Source organism: Salipaludibacillus sp. CUR1 (assembly GCF_021028955.1).
Lineage (GTDB): Bacteria > Bacillota > Bacilli > Bacillales > Salisediminibacteriaceae > Salipaludibacillus.
Genome location: NZ_JAIWPE010000069.1, coordinates 24306 through 44800 on the forward strand (window position 1 = coordinate 24306; position 20495 = coordinate 44800).

General features: G+C 41.7%; 17 protein-coding genes. 15 read left to right on the forward strand and 2 right to left on the reverse strand.

Annotation, left to right across the window (positions count from 1 at the left end; translation table 11 throughout):
• The first annotated feature begins 65 nt into the window (after positions 1–65).
• The 5 genes from K8O68_RS14375 to K8O68_RS14395 all read left to right on the forward strand — a co-directional run bounded on the left by K8O68_RS14375 (position 66) and on the right by K8O68_RS14395 (position 5786).
• On the forward strand, positions 66–698 hold the full coding sequence (locus K8O68_RS14375) for a hypothetical protein (protein WP_230897550.1): 633 nt from the start codon (positions 66–68) through the stop codon (positions 696–698).
• Positions 699–713: 15 nt separating this feature from the next.
• Positions 714–1460, forward strand: coding sequence for a DNA/RNA nuclease SfsA (gene sfsA / locus K8O68_RS14380; protein ID WP_230897551.1), 747 nt, complete (start codon positions 714–716; stop codon positions 1458–1460).
• Positions 1461–1565: 105 nt separating this feature from the next.
• Positions 1566–2459 carry a manganese catalase family protein gene (locus K8O68_RS14385; RefSeq protein ID WP_230897552.1) on the forward strand — a complete coding sequence of 298 codons (894 nt, stop codon included), beginning with the start codon at positions 1566–1568 and terminating at the stop codon, positions 2457–2459.
• Between the two features lie 269 nt (positions 2460–2728).
• Positions 2729–4561 carry a PAS domain-containing protein gene (locus tag K8O68_RS14390; RefSeq protein ID WP_230897553.1) on the forward strand — a complete coding sequence of 611 codons (1833 nt, stop codon included), beginning with the start codon at positions 2729–2731 and terminating at the stop codon, positions 4559–4561.
• A 145-nt stretch (positions 4562–4706) separates the two neighbouring features.
• Positions 4707–5786 (forward strand): ethanolamine utilization protein EutH, encoded by a 1080-nt coding sequence (locus K8O68_RS14395; protein WP_230897554.1) that lies wholly within the window; start codon positions 4707–4709, stop codon positions 5784–5786.
• Here K8O68_RS14395 and K8O68_RS14400 read toward each other — a convergent pair.
• A complete protein-coding gene (locus tag K8O68_RS14400; protein ID WP_230897555.1) occupies positions 5775–6038 on the reverse strand; it encodes a hypothetical protein in 264 nt (87 codons plus the stop codon). The genes K8O68_RS14395 and K8O68_RS14400 overlap by 12 nt on opposite strands.
• Positions 6039–6246: 208 nt before the next feature.
• Here K8O68_RS14400 and K8O68_RS14405 point away from each other — a divergent pair, with 208 nt between their 5' ends.
• On the forward strand, positions 6247–7962 hold the full coding sequence (locus tag K8O68_RS14405) for a methyl-accepting chemotaxis protein (RefSeq protein ID WP_230897556.1): 1716 nt from the start codon (positions 6247–6249) through the stop codon (positions 7960–7962).
• Between the two features lie 44 nt (positions 7963–8006).
• Here the strand turns inward: K8O68_RS14405 and K8O68_RS14410 are convergent, their stop codons facing one another.
• Positions 8007–8399 carry a response regulator gene (locus K8O68_RS14410; RefSeq protein WP_370640533.1) on the reverse strand — a complete coding sequence of 131 codons (393 nt, stop codon included), beginning with the start codon at positions 8397–8399 and terminating at the stop codon, positions 8007–8009.
• A 379-nt stretch (positions 8400–8778) separates the two neighbouring features.
• Here K8O68_RS14410 and K8O68_RS14415 point away from each other — a divergent pair, with 379 nt between their 5' ends.
• From K8O68_RS14415 to K8O68_RS14455, 9 genes are all read left to right on the forward strand, one after another.
• Complete coding sequence (locus K8O68_RS14415) at positions 8779–9915, forward strand: BMP family lipoprotein (RefSeq protein WP_230897558.1); 1137 nt, start codon at positions 8779–8781, stop codon at positions 9913–9915.
• Positions 9916–10122: 207 nt separating this feature from the next.
• A complete protein-coding gene (locus K8O68_RS14420; RefSeq protein ID WP_230897559.1) occupies positions 10123–11649 on the forward strand; it encodes an ABC transporter ATP-binding protein in 1527 nt (508 codons plus the stop codon).
• Positions 11646–12710 carry an ABC transporter permease gene (locus K8O68_RS14425; RefSeq protein ID WP_230897560.1) on the forward strand — a complete coding sequence of 355 codons (1065 nt, stop codon included), beginning with the start codon at positions 11646–11648 and terminating at the stop codon, positions 12708–12710. Before K8O68_RS14420 ends, K8O68_RS14425 begins: the two co-directional genes overlap by 4 nt.
• The gene (locus tag K8O68_RS14430) at positions 12711–13676 is read left to right on the forward strand and encodes an ABC transporter permease (RefSeq protein ID WP_230897561.1); all 966 of its coding nucleotides are present in this window, start codon (positions 12711–12713) and stop codon (positions 13674–13676) included. It begins immediately after the preceding gene.
• Between the two features lie 151 nt (positions 13677–13827).
• Positions 13828–15363, forward strand: a complete 1536-nt coding sequence (locus K8O68_RS14435; RefSeq protein WP_230897562.1) for a GNAT family N-acetyltransferase — start codon at positions 13828–13830, stop codon at positions 15361–15363.
• Positions 15364–15647: 284 nt separating this feature from the next.
• Positions 15648–17726, forward strand: coding sequence for a beta-galactosidase (locus tag K8O68_RS14440; protein ID WP_230897563.1), 2079 nt, complete (start codon positions 15648–15650; stop codon positions 17724–17726).
• A gap of 68 nt (positions 17727–17794) precedes the next feature.
• A complete protein-coding gene (locus K8O68_RS14445; protein WP_230897564.1) occupies positions 17795–18649 on the forward strand; it encodes an AraC family transcriptional regulator in 855 nt (284 codons plus the stop codon).
• Positions 18646–19668, forward strand: a complete 1023-nt coding sequence (locus tag K8O68_RS14450) for an aldose epimerase family protein (RefSeq protein ID WP_230897565.1) — start codon at positions 18646–18648, stop codon at positions 19666–19668. The genes K8O68_RS14445 and K8O68_RS14450 overlap by 4 nt, the downstream gene beginning before the upstream one ends.
• A gap of 67 nt (positions 19669–19735) precedes the next feature.
• Complete coding sequence (locus K8O68_RS14455; protein WP_230897566.1) at positions 19736–20296, forward strand: glycerol-3-phosphate responsive antiterminator; 561 nt, start codon at positions 19736–19738, stop codon at positions 20294–20296.
• The last annotated feature ends 199 nt before the right edge of the window (positions 20297–20495 follow it).

Below are 20495 nucleotides of genomic sequence, written 5' to 3' on the forward strand. Positions count from 1 at the left end.
TTAAAAATGGGGTTTGAGTACAATGGAACTTAAAGGCAGCTTGAATGTATGAAAGGAGACGGGATATGAAAAAGCAGCTATTGTGGCTAGTCATACTTGGAATGGTGATCGCTGCCGCTTGCAATGGCGGTAATGAGCCAACCGAAACAGAACAGGATATAACTGATGATAATGTGGCTGAAGAAGAAAACAGCGTGCCCGAAAACAATGAACCAGAGGAAAACGAAGGTGAAGAAGAAGGAAATCAGCCGGTTGTTTCTGAAACCGATGCAGGAGATTTTATGCTTAGGCTTGTGTCAGAAAAGGCAATTTATGATCCGGAAGAAGAAGTTCAACTAAAAGGTAAACTGAAGTATATCGGAGAAGCTGAAGAATTGGAAATCATCCATCAGGAAAGCCCGTTTAATTTTGAAATGATTGAAATAAACAGGGGGGCCGAACTTCCTTATCCATTAAAAGAGATTGAGCAAACGAGTACTCTGGAGCAGAAGCAGTGGTATGAAGAAGAGTATATTAAACGGATCGCTTACAGCCTGGACGATGAACATGCCGATTTTTATCAGGCATTTATGAATGAGACCGGTTTCCCGCCGGGAGAGTACGAAATAGAACTAAGAACGGACTTTGCTGTTACGGTAGAGGAAGTGCCGGAGAACCATACTTATACCACTTCTATTGTGATTGAAGTCAGAGAGTAGAGAAGGAGGATGATCATGTCACTTGCCTCGTTCGATTTTTCACCTTCAATGACACTTTCATATTTTGCGGAGCGGCCGAACCGTTTTATAATTAAGTGCATACTTGCCAGTAAAGGCACCGAAATAGAAGCGCATCTGCCTGATTCAGGAAGGTTGACCGAACTACTTAAGCCGGGAGCAGAAATTTATTTATTGCCAAATAACAACCCTGAAAGAAAAACGGCGTATTCAGCTGTCTGTGTTAAAAGGCCTGATGGAAAAGGGTGGGTATCTCTTAATTCCACTGTTCCTAACAGGCTTTCGGGTCTTGCGCTGAAAAATAATCTCCTCCCGAGTTTCGAGAAGTGGAATTATGTACGATCAGAATTTACAAAAGGGAAATCAAGGTGGGATCATTTGCTTGAAACCGACAGCGGGGAAAAAATGGTGGTGGAAGTAAAAGGCGTCACCTTGACAGATAACAATCAAACGGGCTATTTTCCTGATGCAGTTACTGCCAGGGGGACAAAACACGTGCTTGAATTAATTGATATAAACGAGGAAAAAGGCTGGCATGCAGCATTACTTTTTGTGGCACAACGAAGTGATATAAAGGAATTAAAACCGGCTGACTGGATCGACCCGGCTTTTTCCCGGGCTATGAGAAAAGCCGACAGTGCAGGAGTACTGACAGCTGCCTGCCGCTGTGACGTATCTCCGCGAGGCATGCGTCTGACTGATGAAATTCCTGTTGTCCTGGATAAGCCCGCTGATAAGCTTTAATTCTGTTTTCCCTGCGCCACGTTTTTGTTATGGGCCAAGTCAGATGAGCATATAAATTATATGCAGTGAAATCAGACCCACACTTAAACTGGCAGGAGGGGTTACATGTTTACGCGTATTAACAAGCTTCAAATTGAACTGCCTATGCCTAAAAGCCCGGATGCAAATGGAGCAGCGGCTGTACAGGAATTGCTTGGTGGAAAATATGGCGAAATGTCTACGTTAAACAACTATATGTTCCAATCATTTAATTTCAGGCAAAAGAAGAAATTCCGGCCGTTTTATGAATTGATTGCCAGTATTACAGCTGAAGAATTGGGCCACGTGGAGTTAGTGTCTAATACAATCAATCTTATGATTAGCGGAACTACTTTTCCAGGAGACCCTGATATTACCCCGATGCAAAATGCTAAAGACAAACGGAATTCTTACCACTTTATTCAAACTGCCCAAACATCCCTGCCCGGCGACTCAATGGGAAGGCCATGGACGGGAGATAACGTCTTCAGCAGTGGTAACCTCGTCCTCGATTTACTTCACAATTTCTTTCTCGAATGCGGAGCTCGTACTCATAAAATGAGAGTTTATTCCATGACGGATAATCCTGTCGCCCGTGAGATGGTCGGATACCTGCTTGTAAGGGGCGGCGTCCATATTCTGGCTTATGCAAAGGCGCTCGAAGTAATAACAGGGGTGGATGTTAAAAAAATGCTGCCGATTCCCAATTTGGATAACAGTAAGTTTGAAACTGCGAGGAAGTTTGAGGCGGAAGGTTCACAGAGAAAATTATATACATTCAGTGCGGAAGATTATAAGCAGATAGGCCAAATATGGAAAGGCGTACATCCAGACGGCGGTCAGCTGGAAGTGATACAGGGAACCCCTCAAGGAGGCCCTGTCCCTGACCTTGAAGAGATACCTGAGGAATTTGCGCCTGGAATTACGGAAGATATGTTTCAGGAAATTGCTAAACGCCTTCAACGATCAGCTGGAATATAGATTAGCAAATTTTGACACGGTTTTTATCGAAAAACCGTGTTTTTTCTCGGATTTTGCGGAGATAAACCGAGAAATAATCTGTAAAAATTTAAAAAAATTCAAAATTAATTATAATTTTTTGGTAAGATAGGATTACATTGACTCTTTTTGTACTTATCGGAAAGTATAATTTTCCATTCATTCAAAATTTATGTGCGCTCAGCAAAATTTTTCGGCAATAAACTTTAAGATAAGTCACGTTTTTCATATGGACCATAGGGGTGACAAGCATGAAAGCTGATAAACATCATATATTGCAAAATGATATTCTCTCGCTTATAGGACAAGAAGAAGACCGGGAAGGGGTCGTATCTTCTTTTGCAAGTACGATGGATCTTCTGTCTGATGGAGTTATGTATATTAATTCCCGCTGGGAAATTCAATACATAAACAAATCAGCAAAAAAGTACCTTGGAAAAGACAGAAATTATCTGCTTGGAAAAAATATATGGGAGGAGTTTCCAGGACTCGTCCGTACGTTCTTTTATGAAGCTTTTTACCATTCCCTTATGAACGAGACGCCGGTAGAGTTTGATGAGTACTACTCAGCTAATGATACGTGGTTCCATGTTAAGGCCTATCCGAAACAAGGAGGGCTGTTAATTGTCTTTCAGGATATTACTCAAAAACATTTAGCGATGGAAGTGGTGGAAGAAAGCTATCGGACCCTCTTTCAAAAGCACCCTGACGCTGTATGCTCAGTTGATATGGATGGTAATATGCTTGCGGTGAATTCTGCGTTTCAAAAATTATTTCCAATAAATGAGAAACTATTGCTTGGAAGCAATTATTTAGAGTTTGTTCCGCAAAGTAAGAAACATATTCTAAAAAGCCTGTTTAACTATGCAATTAACGGGAAACCTCAAGCGGCGGAAGTCAATTTTTCGGGGAATGTTACTAAACCATTCCATCTTTTAATTACAGCTTTGCCAATTATTGTTCAGTCAAATATTATCGGTGTCTACGGCATTATTAAAAATATAACGTCAGAACGGGAAAGCTTGGAGAAATACCGGGAAGTTTTCAAAACAAATGAATTGATACTGGAATCGGTTAAAGAAGGGATCGCAAGCTTTGATAATGAGTTTAACGTCATTATGTGGAATCAGGCAGCAGCTGAAATGACAGGTTATTCAAAGGAAGAGTTGGATGAATATACGCTTGGCCGGCTTTTTAACAAAGAAAAAAATGTGATGTTAAGAGATATATGCCCGGATGTCAGCGATTTGTCTACAGAGACGGTAGTCCGTAAAAACGATGTATCTATTTTCAGGAAAGACGGAAAGCCTTTAATTATAGAATACGTGATGACGCCTATGGTGATGGGCGAAAAAGTGGTCGGGACAGTGTTTACATTCAGGGATGTGACAGAAAAGAAGAAATCGGAAGAACTGCTTTACCAGTCAGAAAAATTATCTGCCGTTGGCCAGCTGGCTGCAGGAATTGCCCATGAAATACGCAACCCGCTGACATCACTGAAAGGGTTTCTACAATTAATCCAGATGAGCGGGGAGGGCAAACAGGAGTATTTCGATATTATGAATTCCGAATTTGCCCGTATAGAACAAATTTTGAATGAGCTTCTTATCTTATCTAAACCCCAGATTTCAGCCAAAGCAGTCTGCTCATTAAACTCGCTGCTTGACCATATTGTTACACTGCTGAATACTCAGGCGATTATTAAAAATATTTATATTTATATAGAAGAAGAGACGGAAGATCTGAGAATCCGCTGTATCAGTAACCAGATTAAGCAGGTTTTTATGAATTTTATTAAAAATGCTATTGAGGCAATGGACAGTGGTAAAATAACGGTCTGCCTGAAAAAAGAGAAGGCATTCGCGGTGGTAGAGATTATTGACGAAGGATGCGGGATTCCTGAATCTATGCTGTCCCGTGTTGGTGAGCCTTTTTTTACGACTAAGGAAAAAGGGACCGGACTGGGGCTAATGGTTTCTTACCAGATCATAGAAGATCATGATGGCGACATAGAAGTTGAAAGTACAGAAGGCCTGGGGACAAAATTTACAATTCGTCTCCCCCTTTACCTTGAAGACGGCTGAAATTAATCCGGTGGACAGGGGCGGAAGAGGTGTACATGTATTCGGTTTTTCTAAAGCTGGCCGTTAATCTGTTACTTGATAAATGACCACTTTTCCAAACGGATAAGTGGTTTATTTTTAATACTTAAATATCCGGGGGAAAACAATGTGGATCAATTCAATAATTATCTGGACCCTGATCTTTTTTATGTTTGTTGGAATTGCAGATAAAACAACGGGTTACAAAAAAGGATACGGAAAGGCGTTTGATGAAGGGTTTCATGCGATGGGTCCTCTTGCTCTGGTGATGGTAGGCATGATTTCCTCGGCCCCGGTTATAGCAGAAATAGTCAGACCGGTTATTACACCGGTTTTTTCGTTCATGGGTGCTGACCCCGCAGTTTTTCCCGGGATGCTGCTGGCCATAGATATGGGAGGCTATCCTTTAGCTTTGGAGCTGGCCGGCAGCGAGGAAGCGGGTCTGTTCTCCGGTATCATTCTTTCTACAATGCTTGGTCCTACATTTGTATTTACGATACCCGTGGCCTTAGGACTTGTAGGCAAAAAAGAATACCCTTTTCTGGCAAAAGGGGTTATGATAGGGCTTATACCAGTCCCTGCAGGGGCTTTTATAGCTGGGGTTATAGCAGGTTTTTCTCCTTTGTTTATTCTCCAGCAGTTAATTCCAATTATCCTCTTTACAGGAATGATTATTGCCGGACTTTTATGGGCAGATAAATTAATGATTCAGTGTTTTATTTTTTTGGGGAAAGGCATTATTGGTTTTTCGGCTGTTGTGCTCGGAGTTGTAGCAGTACAGGAGTTAACAGGGAGCGTGCTGATCAACGGGCTGACTCCTTTTAAAGAATCGATGGAAATCATCGGGCTGATTGTATTAGCTTTAGCAGGTGCTTTTCCACTCGTACATTTTCTTAAAGAGAAAGCCATTCCGTTTTTTAAACCGCTGATTCAGAGAAGCGGAATAGGTGACATGGCCTGGGTAGGGCTCACTGCTTCATTGGCACACAGTATTCCTATGTATAAAAAGTTACATGAATTAGATAATAAAGGAAAATTAATAAATGTTGCTTTTTCTGTCAGCGGGGCGTTTGTATTGGGCGGTCATTTAGGTTTTACTGCTGCCCTCGAACCGCATATGGTAGTGCCGATGGCAGCAGGTAAGCTGTCTGCAGGGATATTATCAATTATGATTGCTGTATATATATCGGATAACTCAGTCAGATGAAGCTGCTGTTTCTAAAGATTTATTTTTATTGGCCGAATCAGAATTAAACGGAATTTCTTCATTATTAACCGGCTCTTGAACTGGAATGTGGTTTTGGTGTGCCATTAAAGCCTTCGAGGCTTTTTCCTCATGCCTGGTTATCTTACTGGTATATTTTTCGGTACCGTAATAATACCCTTTCGCTTCATACCACATGGCCCAAAAACAGTGCCATTTATATTTGTAATAATCTTTACTGAATTTCATCTCCATATGAAGAACCCTCCTCTGTTGATATATATCTTGCTTTTATCATATGCATTCCCGATATAAAAAAATAAAAACAAATTATGCCAGAGTATATAAAAGTCCTGCTTTTATATGCTCCTTTTTTATGGTGTTAATTAGGATAATGTACACATGCAAAAAGAACCATGATATAATGAAAACGATTTCAATATCTGGGAGAAGAGGGGACCTTATGAGAAAATTAAAGATGAAACATTTTTCTCTGACACGAAAGTATGGAATTGTTTTTGTTTTTACAGCAGGTTTATTTTTAGCTTCTGCTCTTTTCGTTGCTTACGCATTGAATAATGTACAGCAGGATGTAGAGGAGATGGAAAGAAGCGGTGAACGCGCAGTGATTTTAACGGATATGGCCCAATTATTTGAAGAGCGGTATGCCTTGCTGCTGGAGTATCTTTTTATACCTGAACCCGGGGTAGAAGAAGCGTTTGCTGAAAATGGTGAAGCTTTTTCAGAGCTTTTGCATGAAATTGAGCCCTACCTGGATACAGAGGAAATGCAGAGCCTTATCAACCTTGTGAGAGGAAATGCGGATGACATTAATGAACTGTTTTTCAGTCAAGCTTATGAAGTGGCGGGAGATACAGACAATCTGGTTTTTATTAACGTTATTAAAGACAGAGGAGAAACGATTAAAAATAGAAATGTTTATTCTTTGCAGCAGTTAAGGCAAATGGTCGATGAAGAAAGAGCCCAGGCAGCAGAGTCAACACACCAGAGTCTTTACTGGTCTTCCAGCTTATTGCTGTTTTCATTTTTAATTTCTTTAATACTTGCTGTATTGTTATTGCTGCTTATAAGCAGGAATATTAAAAAACGGCTATCCGTAATGATCGGTTACAGCAGAAAAATAACCTCCGGAGAATTGGATATCCAAAACCTTCATGATGAAAGCAGGGATGAGTTAGGGCAGATTTCACATGCGATGGATGAATTAAGGGAACGTCTTGCTTTAATGATGGGGCATATTAGTGAAACTTCCTCAAACGTTAAAAATAAAACTGATTTTCTTACTGAATTTACTGATCACCTCAAAGATAACAGTTTGAATGTCCAATCAAGTATGCAAACATTACTCGCCGGCATAGAAGAACAAAGCCAGTCTTTCGTAGATATATCTAAATCAGTAAATATTAATTCCGACGAAATCAATCAGCTGCTGGCAAGCAGCGAAAAAATGAATCAGTCTGCGAAAGAAATTGCTGAATTAACTACGGAAGGCAACAGAAAAATGGAAGCTTCAGTGAACCAGATAGAAAGCGTCCGTGATGTGGTGGATGAGTCGAATTATCAGGTGAAAGTGCTGGGTGAACGCTCTCAGGAAATTTCAAGATTTGTGAAGAGCATTAAAGATATTGCCGAGCAGACTAACTTACTGGCGTTGAATGCTTCAATTGAAGCAGCGCGTGCCGGTCAGCATGGGAGAGGATTTTCGGTCGTTGCCGGTGAAATACGTAAATTGTCAGAAGAAGTAGCTGTTGCAGTAAGAGAAATCACAAGCATTGTGAATAAAATACAGCATGATACTGGAGAAGTGGGGAAAGCTTTGTCAAACGGGGCTATTCAGGCAGGACAGGGAGTTAATCAAATACATGAAACAGGCAGCTATTTCAAGCAAATATTTGACCGTATAGGAGAAATGGAAAAGCTTGTTTCTGATAATACTGATTCAGTTTTTAAAGTAAACAGGCAAAGCGGAGAAATTAGCCAGGTTATAGAAAGGACGACACAAACAGCTTTGGAAGCTACGGAAAAGATTGAACAGGTTACACATACTATTGACCAGCAGCAGCAGCAGGTGGAAGAAGTTGCCGCAAATTCGGAAGATCTGCAGGCTACCACTTTGCAGCTGAACGGTTTGATCAGCCAATATCATAAAGTCAGTTAAAAAAAGTGTCTCACAGCCATTCAGGTAATGTGAGACACGCCGTATCAAACTTTTGTAGTTGTTTTAGTGTTTTCGTCTAAATATTTATATAGTATATCCCGAATCACAATTTCACTTATAGGTTTCTGAATAAACGTATAAGCTCCAAGGTATAATGCCTTGCGTAAATGAGACTGCTGCGAGCAGGAAGACGTCATAATCACTTTTATCCCGGGATTGATTTGGACGATCTCTTTTAAGGCTGCGATACCATCTTTATTCGGCATAATAATATCCATAAACACAAGGTCGGGGTTTAATTCTCTGCAAAGTGAAACAGCTTCTGATCCGTCTTTTGCTTCAATTATGGTCTGGACGCCTATAGAAGCCAGTGTTTCTCTCAGCTGTGTCCTCACAAGTTCCGTATCATCACAAACCAGGACACTAAGTTCTTTCAAAATCATCCCTCCCATTTTGGTGATAAAGTCTTTGTATGTAATCTTAACATAATTTGGACAAGAAGAGGGTTAAAAAATCATTTATGAAAGCGGTTCATTAAATTGTAAAACAAAATATAAATTTCTTCAAAAAAACTATTTATTATCTCTAAAAATAATGATATATTTATGACGAATCAAAAAACGTTGATAAAAGGATAAGTTTGACAATTAAAGTTGTCAGACATCGTACCAATGAATAACCATATAATCCCTTTTTGAAAACGTTTTTAAGATTATATTTTTCTTCATTTTATGTCATAATAGTGGTTGAACTGTCATCATCTAACATACATATTTGGTGGCGGACAAAAAATACAATTTCAAGGGGGATTTACAGATGAAAAAACGTTTCATGATGCTCATGTCTTCTGTTCTGGCAGCCGGGACACTTCTTGCTGCGTGCGGAGAAGGCGATGAGGACACAACTCCTGTCAATGACGGGGGAAACAATAATGAAAACGAAGCTGCAGAAGGCAACAATGAAGCTGCGGAAGACGGAGAAGGTTTCTCATCGAAAATGGTTACTGATGTCGGCGGTGTAGATGACCGTTCATTTAATGAATCGGCGTGGGCAGGTTTGACTGAATTCGGCGAAGATTATCCTGATGTAGAGGTGGATTACATTCAGTCGAATGACGCTTCTGACTATGCTCCTAACTTAAACAGGCTTGCGCGTGAAGGAACTGACCTTACATTTGCTATAGGTTTTCTCATGCTCGATGATATTAAGACTGTGGCAGAACAAAGCCCGGATCAAAACTTCGCTCTTGTAGACGATGTGGCAACCGGCGAAGATGATGAGCCAATTGATAATATTGCTAACCTGACTTTCGCAGAGCATGAAGGGTCTTTCCTTGTAGGGGTTGTAGCTGCAATGCATACTGAAACAAACCAGGTTGGATTTATCGGCGGGGTAGAAAGCCCGTTAATTAAAAAGTTTGAAAACGGCTTTAAAGCTGGTGTTAAATATGTGGACTCTGATATTGATATCGCTGTCCAGTATGCCCAGGACTTTAACGATGCCTCCCGCGGACAGCAAATTGCTGACACGATGTACGGCAATGGAGCAGATATTATTTATCATGCGGCCGGCGGTACAGGTAATGGCCTTTTCACAGAAGCAGTTGACCGTGCCCAGGGTGGAGAAAACGTATGGGCAATTGGAGTGGACCAGGACCAGGCATTGACAGAAGGTGAATGGGAAGAAGGAAATGTTATTTTAACTTCTATGGTTAAGCGTGTGGACCAGGCTGTGTATCAGGTATCTGAAGATACGATGAACGGCAATTTCCCAGGCGGAGAAATCATTGAATTCGGTCTTGAAGATGAAGGTGTAGGAATCGCTGAAACCCGCGATAACGTTTCTGATGAAGCAATTGAAGCCGTCGAAGAATATCAGCAGATGATCATTGATGGAGAAATTGAAGTGCCTCAGACAGATGAGGAATACGAGGAGTTTGAAGGCGAGCTTTAATTTAAAGAATAATTAAAATTGGATTGGATGCCGTAACAGCAATCCTCTTCAACAAAACAAGTTAAATAAGTAATGACCGAAGGCTAGTCTAGTACTAGCCTTTGTTCATACACTCTCAAGTTAAGGTTGAGAATATTTGAACAGCGGAAGCTTGCTGATAAGACAGGTAAGACTGCTTTTCTTATAAGTCCGATAGGAGTGTTTACATTGGAATATGTAATTGAAATGAACAACATAAGGAAAGAATTCCCGGGTATTGTTGCCAATGACAATATTACACTGCAAGTTAAACAAGGCGAAATTCATGCTCTTTTAGGTGAAAACGGAGCCGGTAAATCAACCTTGATGAACGTCTTGTTCGGTTTGTATCAGCCTGAAAAAGGCGAAATTAAGGTTCGGGGGAAAAAGGTGGACGTGACAGATCCTAACGTTGCGAATAACTTGGGGATCGGTATGGTACACCAGCATTTTATGCTCGTACAGAACTTTACCGTTACTGAAAATATTATACTTGGCAGTGAACCTACGAATAAGGGGACAATCGATCACCGTAAAGCGGCCAAAGACGTAGCTGATATTTCAGACCAGTATGGTCTAAGGGTGGACCCAAAGGCAAAGATAGAAGAGATTTCTGTCGGAATGCAGCAGCGGGTGGAAATTCTTAAAACATTATACCGGGGCGCAGATATTCTTATTTTTGACGAACCGACAGCGGCTCTTACACCGCAAGAGATAAAAGAACTTATTCAAATTATGAAAAATTTAATTAAAGAAGGAAAATCTATTATTTTAATCACACACAAATTAAAAGAAATTATGCAAGTGTGTGACAGGTGTACGGTTATCCGCCGCGGTAAAGGGATAGGGACGGTAAATGTAGCAGACTCCACTGAAAACAGCCTGGCTGAAATGATGGTAGGACGCGAGGTAAGCTTCGAAGTGGAAAAAGGAGCCGCCAAACCGAAAGATAATGTCCTTTCAATAAAAGACCTCCACGTAGAAGATGCAAGGGGAGTAAGTGTGGTTAACGGCCTGAACCTCGATATCCGGGCTGGTGAGATAGTCGGCGTGGCCGGTGTCGACGGCAATGGACAGACAGAATTAATTGAAGCTGTAACAGGTTTAAGGCAGGCTAAAAGCGGAACAATAAACGTTTCAGGGCAGGATGTGACGTCATTCAAACCGCGAAAAGTAACAGAGGCCGGCGTAGGGCACATTCCTCAGGACAGACACAAGCATGGCTTAGTTCTGGAGTTTACAGTAGGTGAAAACATTCTTCTGCAAACCTATTATCAGCAGCCATTTACCAAAAACGGGGTACTTAATTATCCTAAAATGTATGAAAAAGCCCGCAAATTAATTGAGGAATATGATGTGCGCACACCTAATGAAAAAACCTTGGCCCGGTCTTTATCAGGCGGTAACCAGCAAAAAGCTATTATTGCCAGGGAAGTGGACCGTTCACCGGATCTTCTGATCGCGGCGCAGCCTACAAGGGGCCTGGATGTTGGCGCAATTGAATTCATTCACAAAAAGCTTATTGAAGAAAGAGATAAAGGCCGTGCTGTGATGCTCGTCTCACTTGAATTGGACGAGGTATTAAACGTAAGCGACAGAATTGCCGTCATCTATGAAGGTGAAATTGTAGCTATTGTTGATGCAGATAAGACGGATGAAAAAGAGCTTGGGCTGCTTATGGCCGGAGGTAAACGGGAAGAAGGTGAGCCGATATGATGAACAACATATTTAAAGGGAAACTATTCGGATTAGTGGTCCCTCTAATTGCTATCGGCTTTGGGTTCCTTGCTGGAGCGGTCATTATGCTGATCAGCGGAAATAACCCTATAAATGGTTATGTCGCACTGGTGCAAGGGGTCTTTGGGGATACGTATTATTTTGGAGAAACACTGCAGCGAATGACACCGCTAATTTTTTCAGGTTTGGCAGTAGCTTTTGCGTTCAGGACAGGCCTTTTGAATATCGGGGTTGAAGGACAGTTAATTGTCGGGTGGTTTGTATCTGTATTGGTTGGTATTACTATAGAAGCACCGATGATTATCCACCTTCCCCTGGCTATTTTGGCTGGTGCACTGGCTGGTGCATTATGGGGGTTTGTTCCGGGTGTTTTAAAAGCACGCTTCCAGGTACACGAAGTAATCGTGACTATTATGATGAACTATATTGCGATGCATGTAGTTAACCATTTTATCCGAAACTATATGTTGGAATCGGGTCAAAGAACGGCCTTCATAAACGATACGGCGTCACTTTCTTCTGACTATTTGTCTACTTTGACGAATTTTTCACGGCTTCACTGGGGATTTCTTATAGCAATTGCCGCCTGTGTCGTCATGTGGTTTATTTTATGGAAAACAAAAAAAGGATTCGAACTCAGATCTGTCGGCTATAACAAGCATGCTTCCTCATATGCCGGGATGAGTGTGAATATGAATATTATTTTATCCATGTCTGTCTCGGGCGCTTTTGCAGGAGCTGGAGGGGCTATGGTCGGTCTTGGAACATATAATTATGCGAATATCCTCCCATCTTTTACGAATTTAGGGTTTGATGGAATCGCTGTTGCTCTTTTAGGATCAAGTACGTCAATTGGTATTTTCCTGTCTGCATTCTTATTTGGCGGACTTAAAGAAGGTGCTAATAACATGCAGGGCCAAGCTGGAGTTGCTCCGGAGCTGGTAGAAATTATTATTGCATTAATTATTTTCTTTGTAGCTTCAAGCTATTTGATTCGCTGGATCTATAGCCGTGTGCAAAGCAATAAGGAGGGGAAATAAATGGATATGATTTTACCAATCCTTTATACCATTGTACCCGCTGCTCTGATTGCAGCTACCCCTCTGCTTCTGACAGCTATGGGTGGTTTGTTCAGTGAACGTTCCGGAGTAGTAAACATTGGTCTTGAAGGGCTTATGGTTATGGGAGCTTTCGCAGGGATTGTAGGAACGTTATTTTTTGAATCGCTTGGTTTTGGCGCCGCCTCTCCGTGGATGGGCATCCTGGTTGCCATTGTACTCGGTTCTATTTTCTCGCTGTTTCACGCTGTTGCCTCAATTTCCCTGAGGGCAGACCAGATTGTAAGTGGTGTTGCCCTTAACTTCCTTGCCGTAGGGCTGACGGTCTTTATTGTAAGAGAAGTGTTTGAACGCGGGCAGACAGATACCATTTCAGCAAGGATTTTCAGAATTAATGTCCCTTTCTTAAGCGATATTCCTGTAATAGGACCAATGTTCTTTTCAAGGATTTATGTAACGACGTATATCGCTTTCGCGCTGGCCATACTCGTATGGTATGTCGTTTTTAAAACGCCATTCGGTCTACGACTGCGTTCAGTAGGTGAACATCCAATGGCAGCAGACACGATGGGTATTAAAGTTAACCGTATGCGTTATATCGGAGTTATGCTGAGTGGAGCGTTCGGCGGTATGGGTGGAGCCGTATATGCTATTACCACTGCTGGTAACTTTGCCGGGGGAACGATTGTTGGACAAGGTTTTATGGCGTTAGCCGCCCTCATATTCGGAAAGTGGCATCCTTTTGGAGCTATGGGTGCGGCTGTATTCTTCGGGTTTGCCCAGGCCTTAAGTATCTCAGCCCAGCAGATTCCTGGTTTAGCAAATGTCCCTCAAGTATATATGCTTATATTACCTTATGTTTTAACCATTCTGGCTCTTGCCGGATTTGTTGGTAAGGCTGAACCTCCAAAGGCTCTAAACCAGCCTTACGAAAAAGGCAGCCGGTAACAAACACCATCAGTTCCTTTCTGAAAGAAACGTACCAGCATCATGCTGGTACGTTTTTTTACACAGGTAAAATCGTTTGCTTTTTAGCACTAAATCCATTAGATTAAGTAAAGATATTCATCACGATTGCTACCGGGAAAGGATGAACGCTATGAGTCCGCTGGATATGTCCAAATTTGAAAAAAAAGTGATTATACGAAATATAAGGCACGAGGATATAGATGATATTGTTAAGCTTTCTAAAATATGCTTTCCAAACATGGAGCCCTGGAAAAGGTCCCATCTTATGAGCCATTTGGAGATGTTCCCTGAAGGCCAGTTTTGCGTGGAGCTGGAAGGGGAAATTATCGGCTCGTGCTCGAGTTTAATTATTAACTTCGATGAGTATGATGACCAGCATACCTGGGATGAGATTACAGATGAAGGTTATATTACGAATCATGATGATGAAGGGTACAATTTATATGGCATTGAGGTAGCGGTCCACCCCGACTACCGCCGTATGAAAATCGGCCGCCGCCTTTATGAAGCACGAAAAGAGCTGGCAAGAGAAAAAAACCTTAAAAGTATTATTATTGGGGGAAGAATTCCCAACTACAGAAAACATTCATCTGAATTAACGCCTCGCCAATATGTCGAAGAAGTGATTCATCATAATATATTTGACCCTGTCCTAACTTTTCAAGTGATGAATGGTTTTACTTTAAAAAGAATTAACCAGAACTATTTAGTAGATGATGAAGCATCCATGAAGTATGCTACTTTAATGGAATGGAATAACGTAGATTACAGACCGACGACAAAACGCCATTTTAAAACAGCGTTTCCGGTAAGAATATGCGCGATTCAATATATGATGAAAAAAATTAATTCTTTTGAGGAATTTGCCCAGCAGTGTGAATATTACGCAGATGTGGGAGCGAGTTATGCGTCTGATTTTGTTGTTTTTCCGGAAATTTTTACGACCCAGCTGCTCTCATTTATTGAGGAAAAGAGCCCCAGCCGGGCGATTCGCCGCTTAACAGATTTCACAGAGGACTACATTAATTTATTTACTGACCTGGCAATAAAATATAATGTTAATATTATCGGAGGCTCTCACTTTGTAGAAGAGGGCGGAAAGATTTATAACATCGCCTATTTGTTCCGGCGTGACGGTACCATTGAGAAGCAATATAAGATTCATATTACGCCTAATGAAAGGAAGTTCTGGGGGATACATGGCGGTGACAAAGTGGAAGTCTTTGATACTGACTGCGGGAAAATTGCCATTCAGATTTGTTATGATATTGAATTTCCAGAGCTTGGCCGAATTGCTACAGAGAAAGGTGCTAATATTATCTTTACGCCTTTCTGTACAGATGAGCGGCAAGGATATCTGCGAGTCCGTTATTGTGCACAGGCGAGAGCTGTGGAAAACCAAGTCTACACAATGATTGCAGGTACTGTGGGGAACTTGACCCATGTGGAAAATATGGACATCCAGTATGCCCAGTCAGGAATATTCACCCCTTCTGATTTTGCTTTTCCGAGAGACGGAATTGTTGGGGAATGCCATCCGAATATAGAAACCGTGGTCGTGGGAGATGTGGACCTTGAACTGTTAAGGCGCCATCGTAAATCAGGCAATGTCACACAATTGCGTGACAGAAGAAAAGACTTGTATGAAGTTTATTTTGACTGTTGATTATAGATGATCAGACTGGGACAAAACCGGTGAATAAGAATGATACAACTTGTTGAATTTAGCTGAAGACAAGCCCCTGCGCAAGCGTCCGCCTGGCGGACTGACATCACACCTTTTCTCAAAAAGAAAGCCGACAAAATTCTTCCAAAATTTTGTTCGGCTTTCTTTGCCTTCCTGAAGACTTTCAGATTCTTATACTTTAGAAGTGAAGCTCAATATATACTTACCGATCCTCCCTTTATACAATAAGAGTATAGTTATATTTATTGAAAGGGGCATGCCTAATGACTGAACCTGTAGTTTTCCCGCCTTTGAACGAGAAAGTACCCGGTCTGCTTCATGGTGCCGATTACAACCCTGAGCAATGGAAGGATTACCCTCATATTTTCGAAGAAGACTTGAAACTGATGAAAAAAGCAAAATGCAATGTGATGTCTGTAGGTATTTTCTCATGGGTATCACTCGAACCGGAAGAAGGCCGTTTTACATTTGAGTGGATGGATGAGGTACTTGACCGGCTCTATAAGAATGGCGTATTCGTATTCCTGGCTACTCCGAGCGGTGCAAGGCCTGCATGGCTTTCCCAAAAATATCCCGAAGTTCTGCGAGTCACAGAGAGGAGGGTGCGTAATCTGCATGGCTTAAGGCATAACCACTGTTACACCTCGCCAAAATACCGCGAAAAAGTATCAATTATTAATACTGAGCTGGCAGAAAGATATAGCTGGCATCCCGCGGTAATTGGATGGCATATTTCTAATGAGTATGGGGGTGAATGCCACTGTGATTATTGCCAGGATGCTTTCAGAGCATGGCTGAAAAACAAATACAAGTCGCTTGATAAGTTAAACCATGATTGGTGGACGGCATTTTGGAGCCATACATATACTGACTGGTCTCAAATTGAGTCACCATCGCCTCTGGGTGAAAGTATGGTTCACGGGCTGAACCTTGATTGGAAAAGGTTTGTAACCGACCAGACAGTTGACTTTTTGAAGCATGAAGTGAAACCGCTCAGAGAAAAGAACCCGAAGATTCCAGTGACAACCAATTTTATGGGAGATTATGAAGGATTAAATTATTGGAAATTCAAAGATATCCTCGACATTATTTCGTGGGATGCTTATCCGGACTGGCATGTCCCGCGGGATGGAAGCAAACTGGCAGCAAGAGTTGGCCTCTTGCACGATTTAAACCGCTCCTTTAAAGGCGGCCGGCCATTCATGCTTATGGAGAGCACGCCAAGCATGACTAACTGGCAAAGTTACAGTAAGCTTAAACGTCCTGGAATGCATCTTCTTTCCTCTATTCAGGCAATAGCTCATGGTTCTGATACTGTCCAGTATTTCCAGTGGCGGAAAAGCAGGGGCTCCAGCGAAAAATTCCATGGAGCAGTCGTGGGTCACGATGGAACCGATAAAACAAGAGTGTTTAAAGAAGTACAGAAGACAGGGGAGACTCTGGAGAAACTTTCTGAAATAAGCGGGACAAGTGTGCAGCCTGAAGCAGCGATTATTTATGACTGGGAAAACAGGTGGGCGTTAAAAGATGCCCAGGGGCCGAGAAATATCGGCATGCATTATGAAGAAACAATAGAAGAACATTACAGACCCTTCTGGGAAAAAGGAATTCCCGTTGATATTGTTGATATGGAAGCAGATTTTTCCCGGTATAAATTAGTGATTGCTCCAATGCTTTATATGATTAGGGCCGGTGCTTCGGACAAATTAGAAAAGTTTGTAAAAGATGGGGGCACCCTTGTGACCACTTATTGGTCAGGAATTGTTAATGAATCAGACCTCTGCTTCTTAGGAGGATTTCCTGGTCCCTTGAAAAATGTACTGGGGATTTACTCTGAAGAAATTGACAGTCTCGTAGACGGGGAAACGAATGCCGTACAATTTAAGACACCAAACCATTTAGGGCTTACAGGGAGCTATACTGCAAAAGAGCTCTGTGACCTCATTCATCTGGAGACAGCAGAAGCACTGGGAGCTTATTCGAATGATTTTTATGCGGGAGCCCCTGCGCTGACGGTAAACCAGTTTGGCAAAGGGAAAGCTTACTACGTTGCTTCCCGTAACAGCAGCCCGTTTCAGCTTGATTTTCTGTCTGCCGTCATATCAGAAACCGGTCTTAAACCGGTGCTTAAAGCTGATCTCCCTGCAGGAGTGAGTGCTCAGAAGCGGACAAACGGACAAGAAGAATTTATCTTTTTAATGAATTTCAATGAGACCGAAGTTTACATTCAACTATGTGGTGAAGCTAACGGATTAACAGACATGCTTTACGGTAAAAAGAGTCAGGAAAGAATCCTTCTTGAGCCTTATGGCTTTAAGGTTTTTAGAAAGGGGCTTTCATAGGGGCGCTTCCCACCGGGACTGTTTTTGTGTAAAATAGACCTATTATAACTTTCAGGGAGGGAGAACAGGTGCCGGAAAATTTATTCAGCAGCCGAAGATATTCTTTTTCTGCACATGACAAGTCCCTCCCTCTGTTTATTGAAACCATCGGTTACAACTCACAGGAAAGTACTATTTCCAGGCCTGCGGGTTATCCGTATATTCATTGGCTGCAAACGGTTAGCGGGGAAGGGAACTTCCGGACAGGGTCTGAAATATTTACGCTTAATGAAGGGGAGGGGATATTTTTGCCGGCTAACATTCCCCACCAATATGAGCCGGCTGGAAAACAATGGGCCACTGTTTATTTGACGTTTGGCGGGGGAGCAGCGGAATCGATTTTGCTCGGTTTGAAATTAAATCAGGCTGTAGTTTTAAAAGATACCAAAGACAATAAACTCCAAGAGACGCTCATGGACCTTATGGAAGGTATTAGTAAACAGCCAAGAGTTTTGCCTCTTGAAGTTTCAAGTCCCTTATATAATTTTTTAATTTTATTAAGAAAGTATGGGGAGTTTAATTTTCAACCTTCTCTCACGAGTAAAATGACCCGTCTCGAACCATTGATTGACTGGATGAATGCTTGTTACGGCCAAAATATCGGTCTGTTGGACATGGAACGAAAAGCAAGCATAAGCAGCCAGTATTTATCCAAACTATTTAAAGAAACAATGGGGACAAGCCCTTATTCCTATTTAGTTCAGGTCCGGATCAGGAAAGCGAAAGAATTTCTGATCAATGAGCCTGAACGGCCTTTGAAAGAAATCAGCCGGATGGCAGGCTTTGAAGATGTCAGCCATTTTATAGCTACTTTTCGCAAAAAAGAAGGATTAACACCGGGACATTACCGGAAATTACATACAGAAACGAGGGAGTTAGAATGAAGAAAAAAGTTGCCAGCTTTAATGGCCAGGAAATTTTTTCTTACACCATTGAAAACAGCCGGGGAGTATCTCTAACTGCAATAAATTACGGAGCAGCGATTATAGATCTGCTAGTCCCTGACCAAGATGGGAGAAAAGAAAATATAGTAATTAATTACAGTGACATCGCTGATTATGAAAATAATCCGCATTATTTAGGGGTAGTGGCAGGCCGTACAGCCGGAAGGACGGCGGAAGGGATACTCAACTTTGACGGGCATTCTCTTCAACTGGACAAAAATGACGGGAATAATCACCTGCATGGAGGTTTTAAAGGACTGTCCAGAAAAATATGGAATGTGACTCAGGATCAAGCGAGACTGACATTTGAGTGTGTCAGCCCGGACGGTGAGGATGGTTATCCGGGTGAGGTATCTTTTAAAGTTATTTATGAGTTAACCGAAGAGAACAAGCTGGTTATTTCATACTGGGCTGAGCCGGATGAGAAGACACCAATTAATTTAACTAATCATACGTATTTTAACTTAAGCGGGGATAAGAAAACTACTGTATTAGACCACATTTTACAGTTGTCCAGCAGTAAATTTTACGAATTAGCTCCAGACTCAATTCCGATTGGAATAACGGAGGTGGACAGGCACCCGGCATTTGATTTCCGGGCAGGAAAGCCGATCAGGGAAGCAATTGAACAGGAAGATAAGCAGTTGGAAATTGTTAAAGGAGGTCTTGACCATCCCTTTTTATTAGATGAACAGCCAAAAGTAAAAGCACGGCTGAGTGATCCCCAATCCGGAAGAACGCTGGCTGTTGAAACAGAGGACCCTGCCATAGTTGTTTATTCAGGCAATCAAATTGAACAAAAGCCTGGTTTAAACGGAAGTGATGGGACAAAGTATGACGGAATATGCCTTGAAACTCAAATGCCTCCAAACGAGACCGAAACCTATCTGGTTGATAAAGGAGACATCTACGAAAAAAAGACAGTTTTCTCATTAGGTACAACTGACACAGAAATGTGACCTTTTTTCTTCTGTGTTCTGCTATAATATCTTTTACATGAGTTCACAGAAGAAAAAGGAGGTAACCATGCATTTCTCAAACTCAATGATACTTCCAGCCATAAGGGACTTGAAGGATCTGGATAAAGTAGCACAAACAGATTACGAATACATCGTTCTATTAAATACTCATATCGGCCAGCTGAAAAGCCTCGTTAAGATGCTTCGCGACCACGATAAGAAAGTATTGCTGCACGCAGATTTGGTTCAGGGGCTGAAAAGTGATGAGTACGGTGCCCAGTTTCTATGCAGGGACATCAGGCCGACAGGGTTAATATCAACGAGAAAGAATGTTTTGTTAACTGCCAAAAAAGCTAAGTTAATAACTGTCCAACGGTTGTTTCTTCTCGATTCGATCGCTTTGGAATCGAGCTATAATATGCTCGAAACAATACAGCCTGACTGCATAGAAGTGCTCCCTGGCATTATTCCGCATATTATTGAGGAAATTTATGAAAAAACAAATACGCCAATAATAGCCGGGGGACTCATCCGCACGGAAAAAGAAGTCCAGGCTGCGATTGATGCCGGGGCAACTGCTGTCACCACGTCCAATAAAGAGCTTTGGAACCGGGATCACGGACTTTAATAGAATATCAGATAATTAATTATTTTAATTATCTTAGCCTTGTTGACAGCGCTTACATTATTTGGTTTAATTATGGAGAAGTTAATAATTTTTTCGTGGAGACTATGGAGACCAACGGAAATTCACCTGGAGTAATTTAACGCCAGGGGAATTCTGCTGGTCTTTTTTGTCTTCCAATTTTTCAAAAGGGGGAAATGGA

What these genes read in the sequence shown, in the direction of transcription:
- K8O68_RS14395 (WP_230897554.1), top strand. Translation starts at nt 4,707, where the DNA reads ATGTGGATCAATTCAATAATTATCTGGACCCTGATCTTTTTTATGTTT.
- K8O68_RS14450 (WP_230897565.1), top strand. Translation starts at nt 18,646, where the DNA reads ATGAAGAAAAAAGTTGCCAGCTTTAATGGCCAGGAAATTTTTTCTTAC.
- K8O68_RS14455 (WP_230897566.1), top strand. Translation starts at nt 19,736, where the DNA reads ATGCATTTCTCAAACTCAATGATACTTCCAGCCATAAGGGACTTGAAG.
- K8O68_RS14435 (WP_230897562.1), top strand. Translation starts at nt 13,828, where the DNA reads ATGAGTCCGCTGGATATGTCCAAATTTGAAAAAAAAGTGATTATACGA.
- sfsA (WP_230897551.1), top strand. Translation starts at nt 714, where the DNA reads ATGTCACTTGCCTCGTTCGATTTTTCACCTTCAATGACACTTTCATAT.
- K8O68_RS14425 (WP_230897560.1), top strand. Translation starts at nt 11,646, where the DNA reads ATGATGAACAACATATTTAAAGGGAAACTATTCGGATTAGTGGTCCCT.
- K8O68_RS14385 (WP_230897552.1), top strand. Translation starts at nt 1,566, where the DNA reads ATGTTTACGCGTATTAACAAGCTTCAAATTGAACTGCCTATGCCTAAA.
- K8O68_RS14430 (WP_230897561.1), top strand. Translation starts at nt 12,711, where the DNA reads ATGGATATGATTTTACCAATCCTTTATACCATTGTACCCGCTGCTCTG.
- K8O68_RS14375 (WP_230897550.1), top strand. Translation starts at nt 66, where the DNA reads ATGAAAAAGCAGCTATTGTGGCTAGTCATACTTGGAATGGTGATCGCT.
- K8O68_RS14440 (WP_230897563.1), top strand. Translation starts at nt 15,648, where the DNA reads ATGACTGAACCTGTAGTTTTCCCGCCTTTGAACGAGAAAGTACCCGGT.
- K8O68_RS14400 (WP_230897555.1), bottom strand. Translation starts at nt 6,038, where the DNA reads ATGGAGATGAAATTCAGTAAAGATTATTACAAATATAAATGGCACTGT.
- K8O68_RS14390 (WP_230897553.1), top strand. Translation starts at nt 2,729, where the DNA reads ATGAAAGCTGATAAACATCATATATTGCAAAATGATATTCTCTCGCTT.
- K8O68_RS14405 (WP_230897556.1), top strand. Translation starts at nt 6,247, where the DNA reads ATGAGAAAATTAAAGATGAAACATTTTTCTCTGACACGAAAGTATGGA.
- K8O68_RS14415 (WP_230897558.1), top strand. Translation starts at nt 8,779, where the DNA reads ATGAAAAAACGTTTCATGATGCTCATGTCTTCTGTTCTGGCAGCCGGG.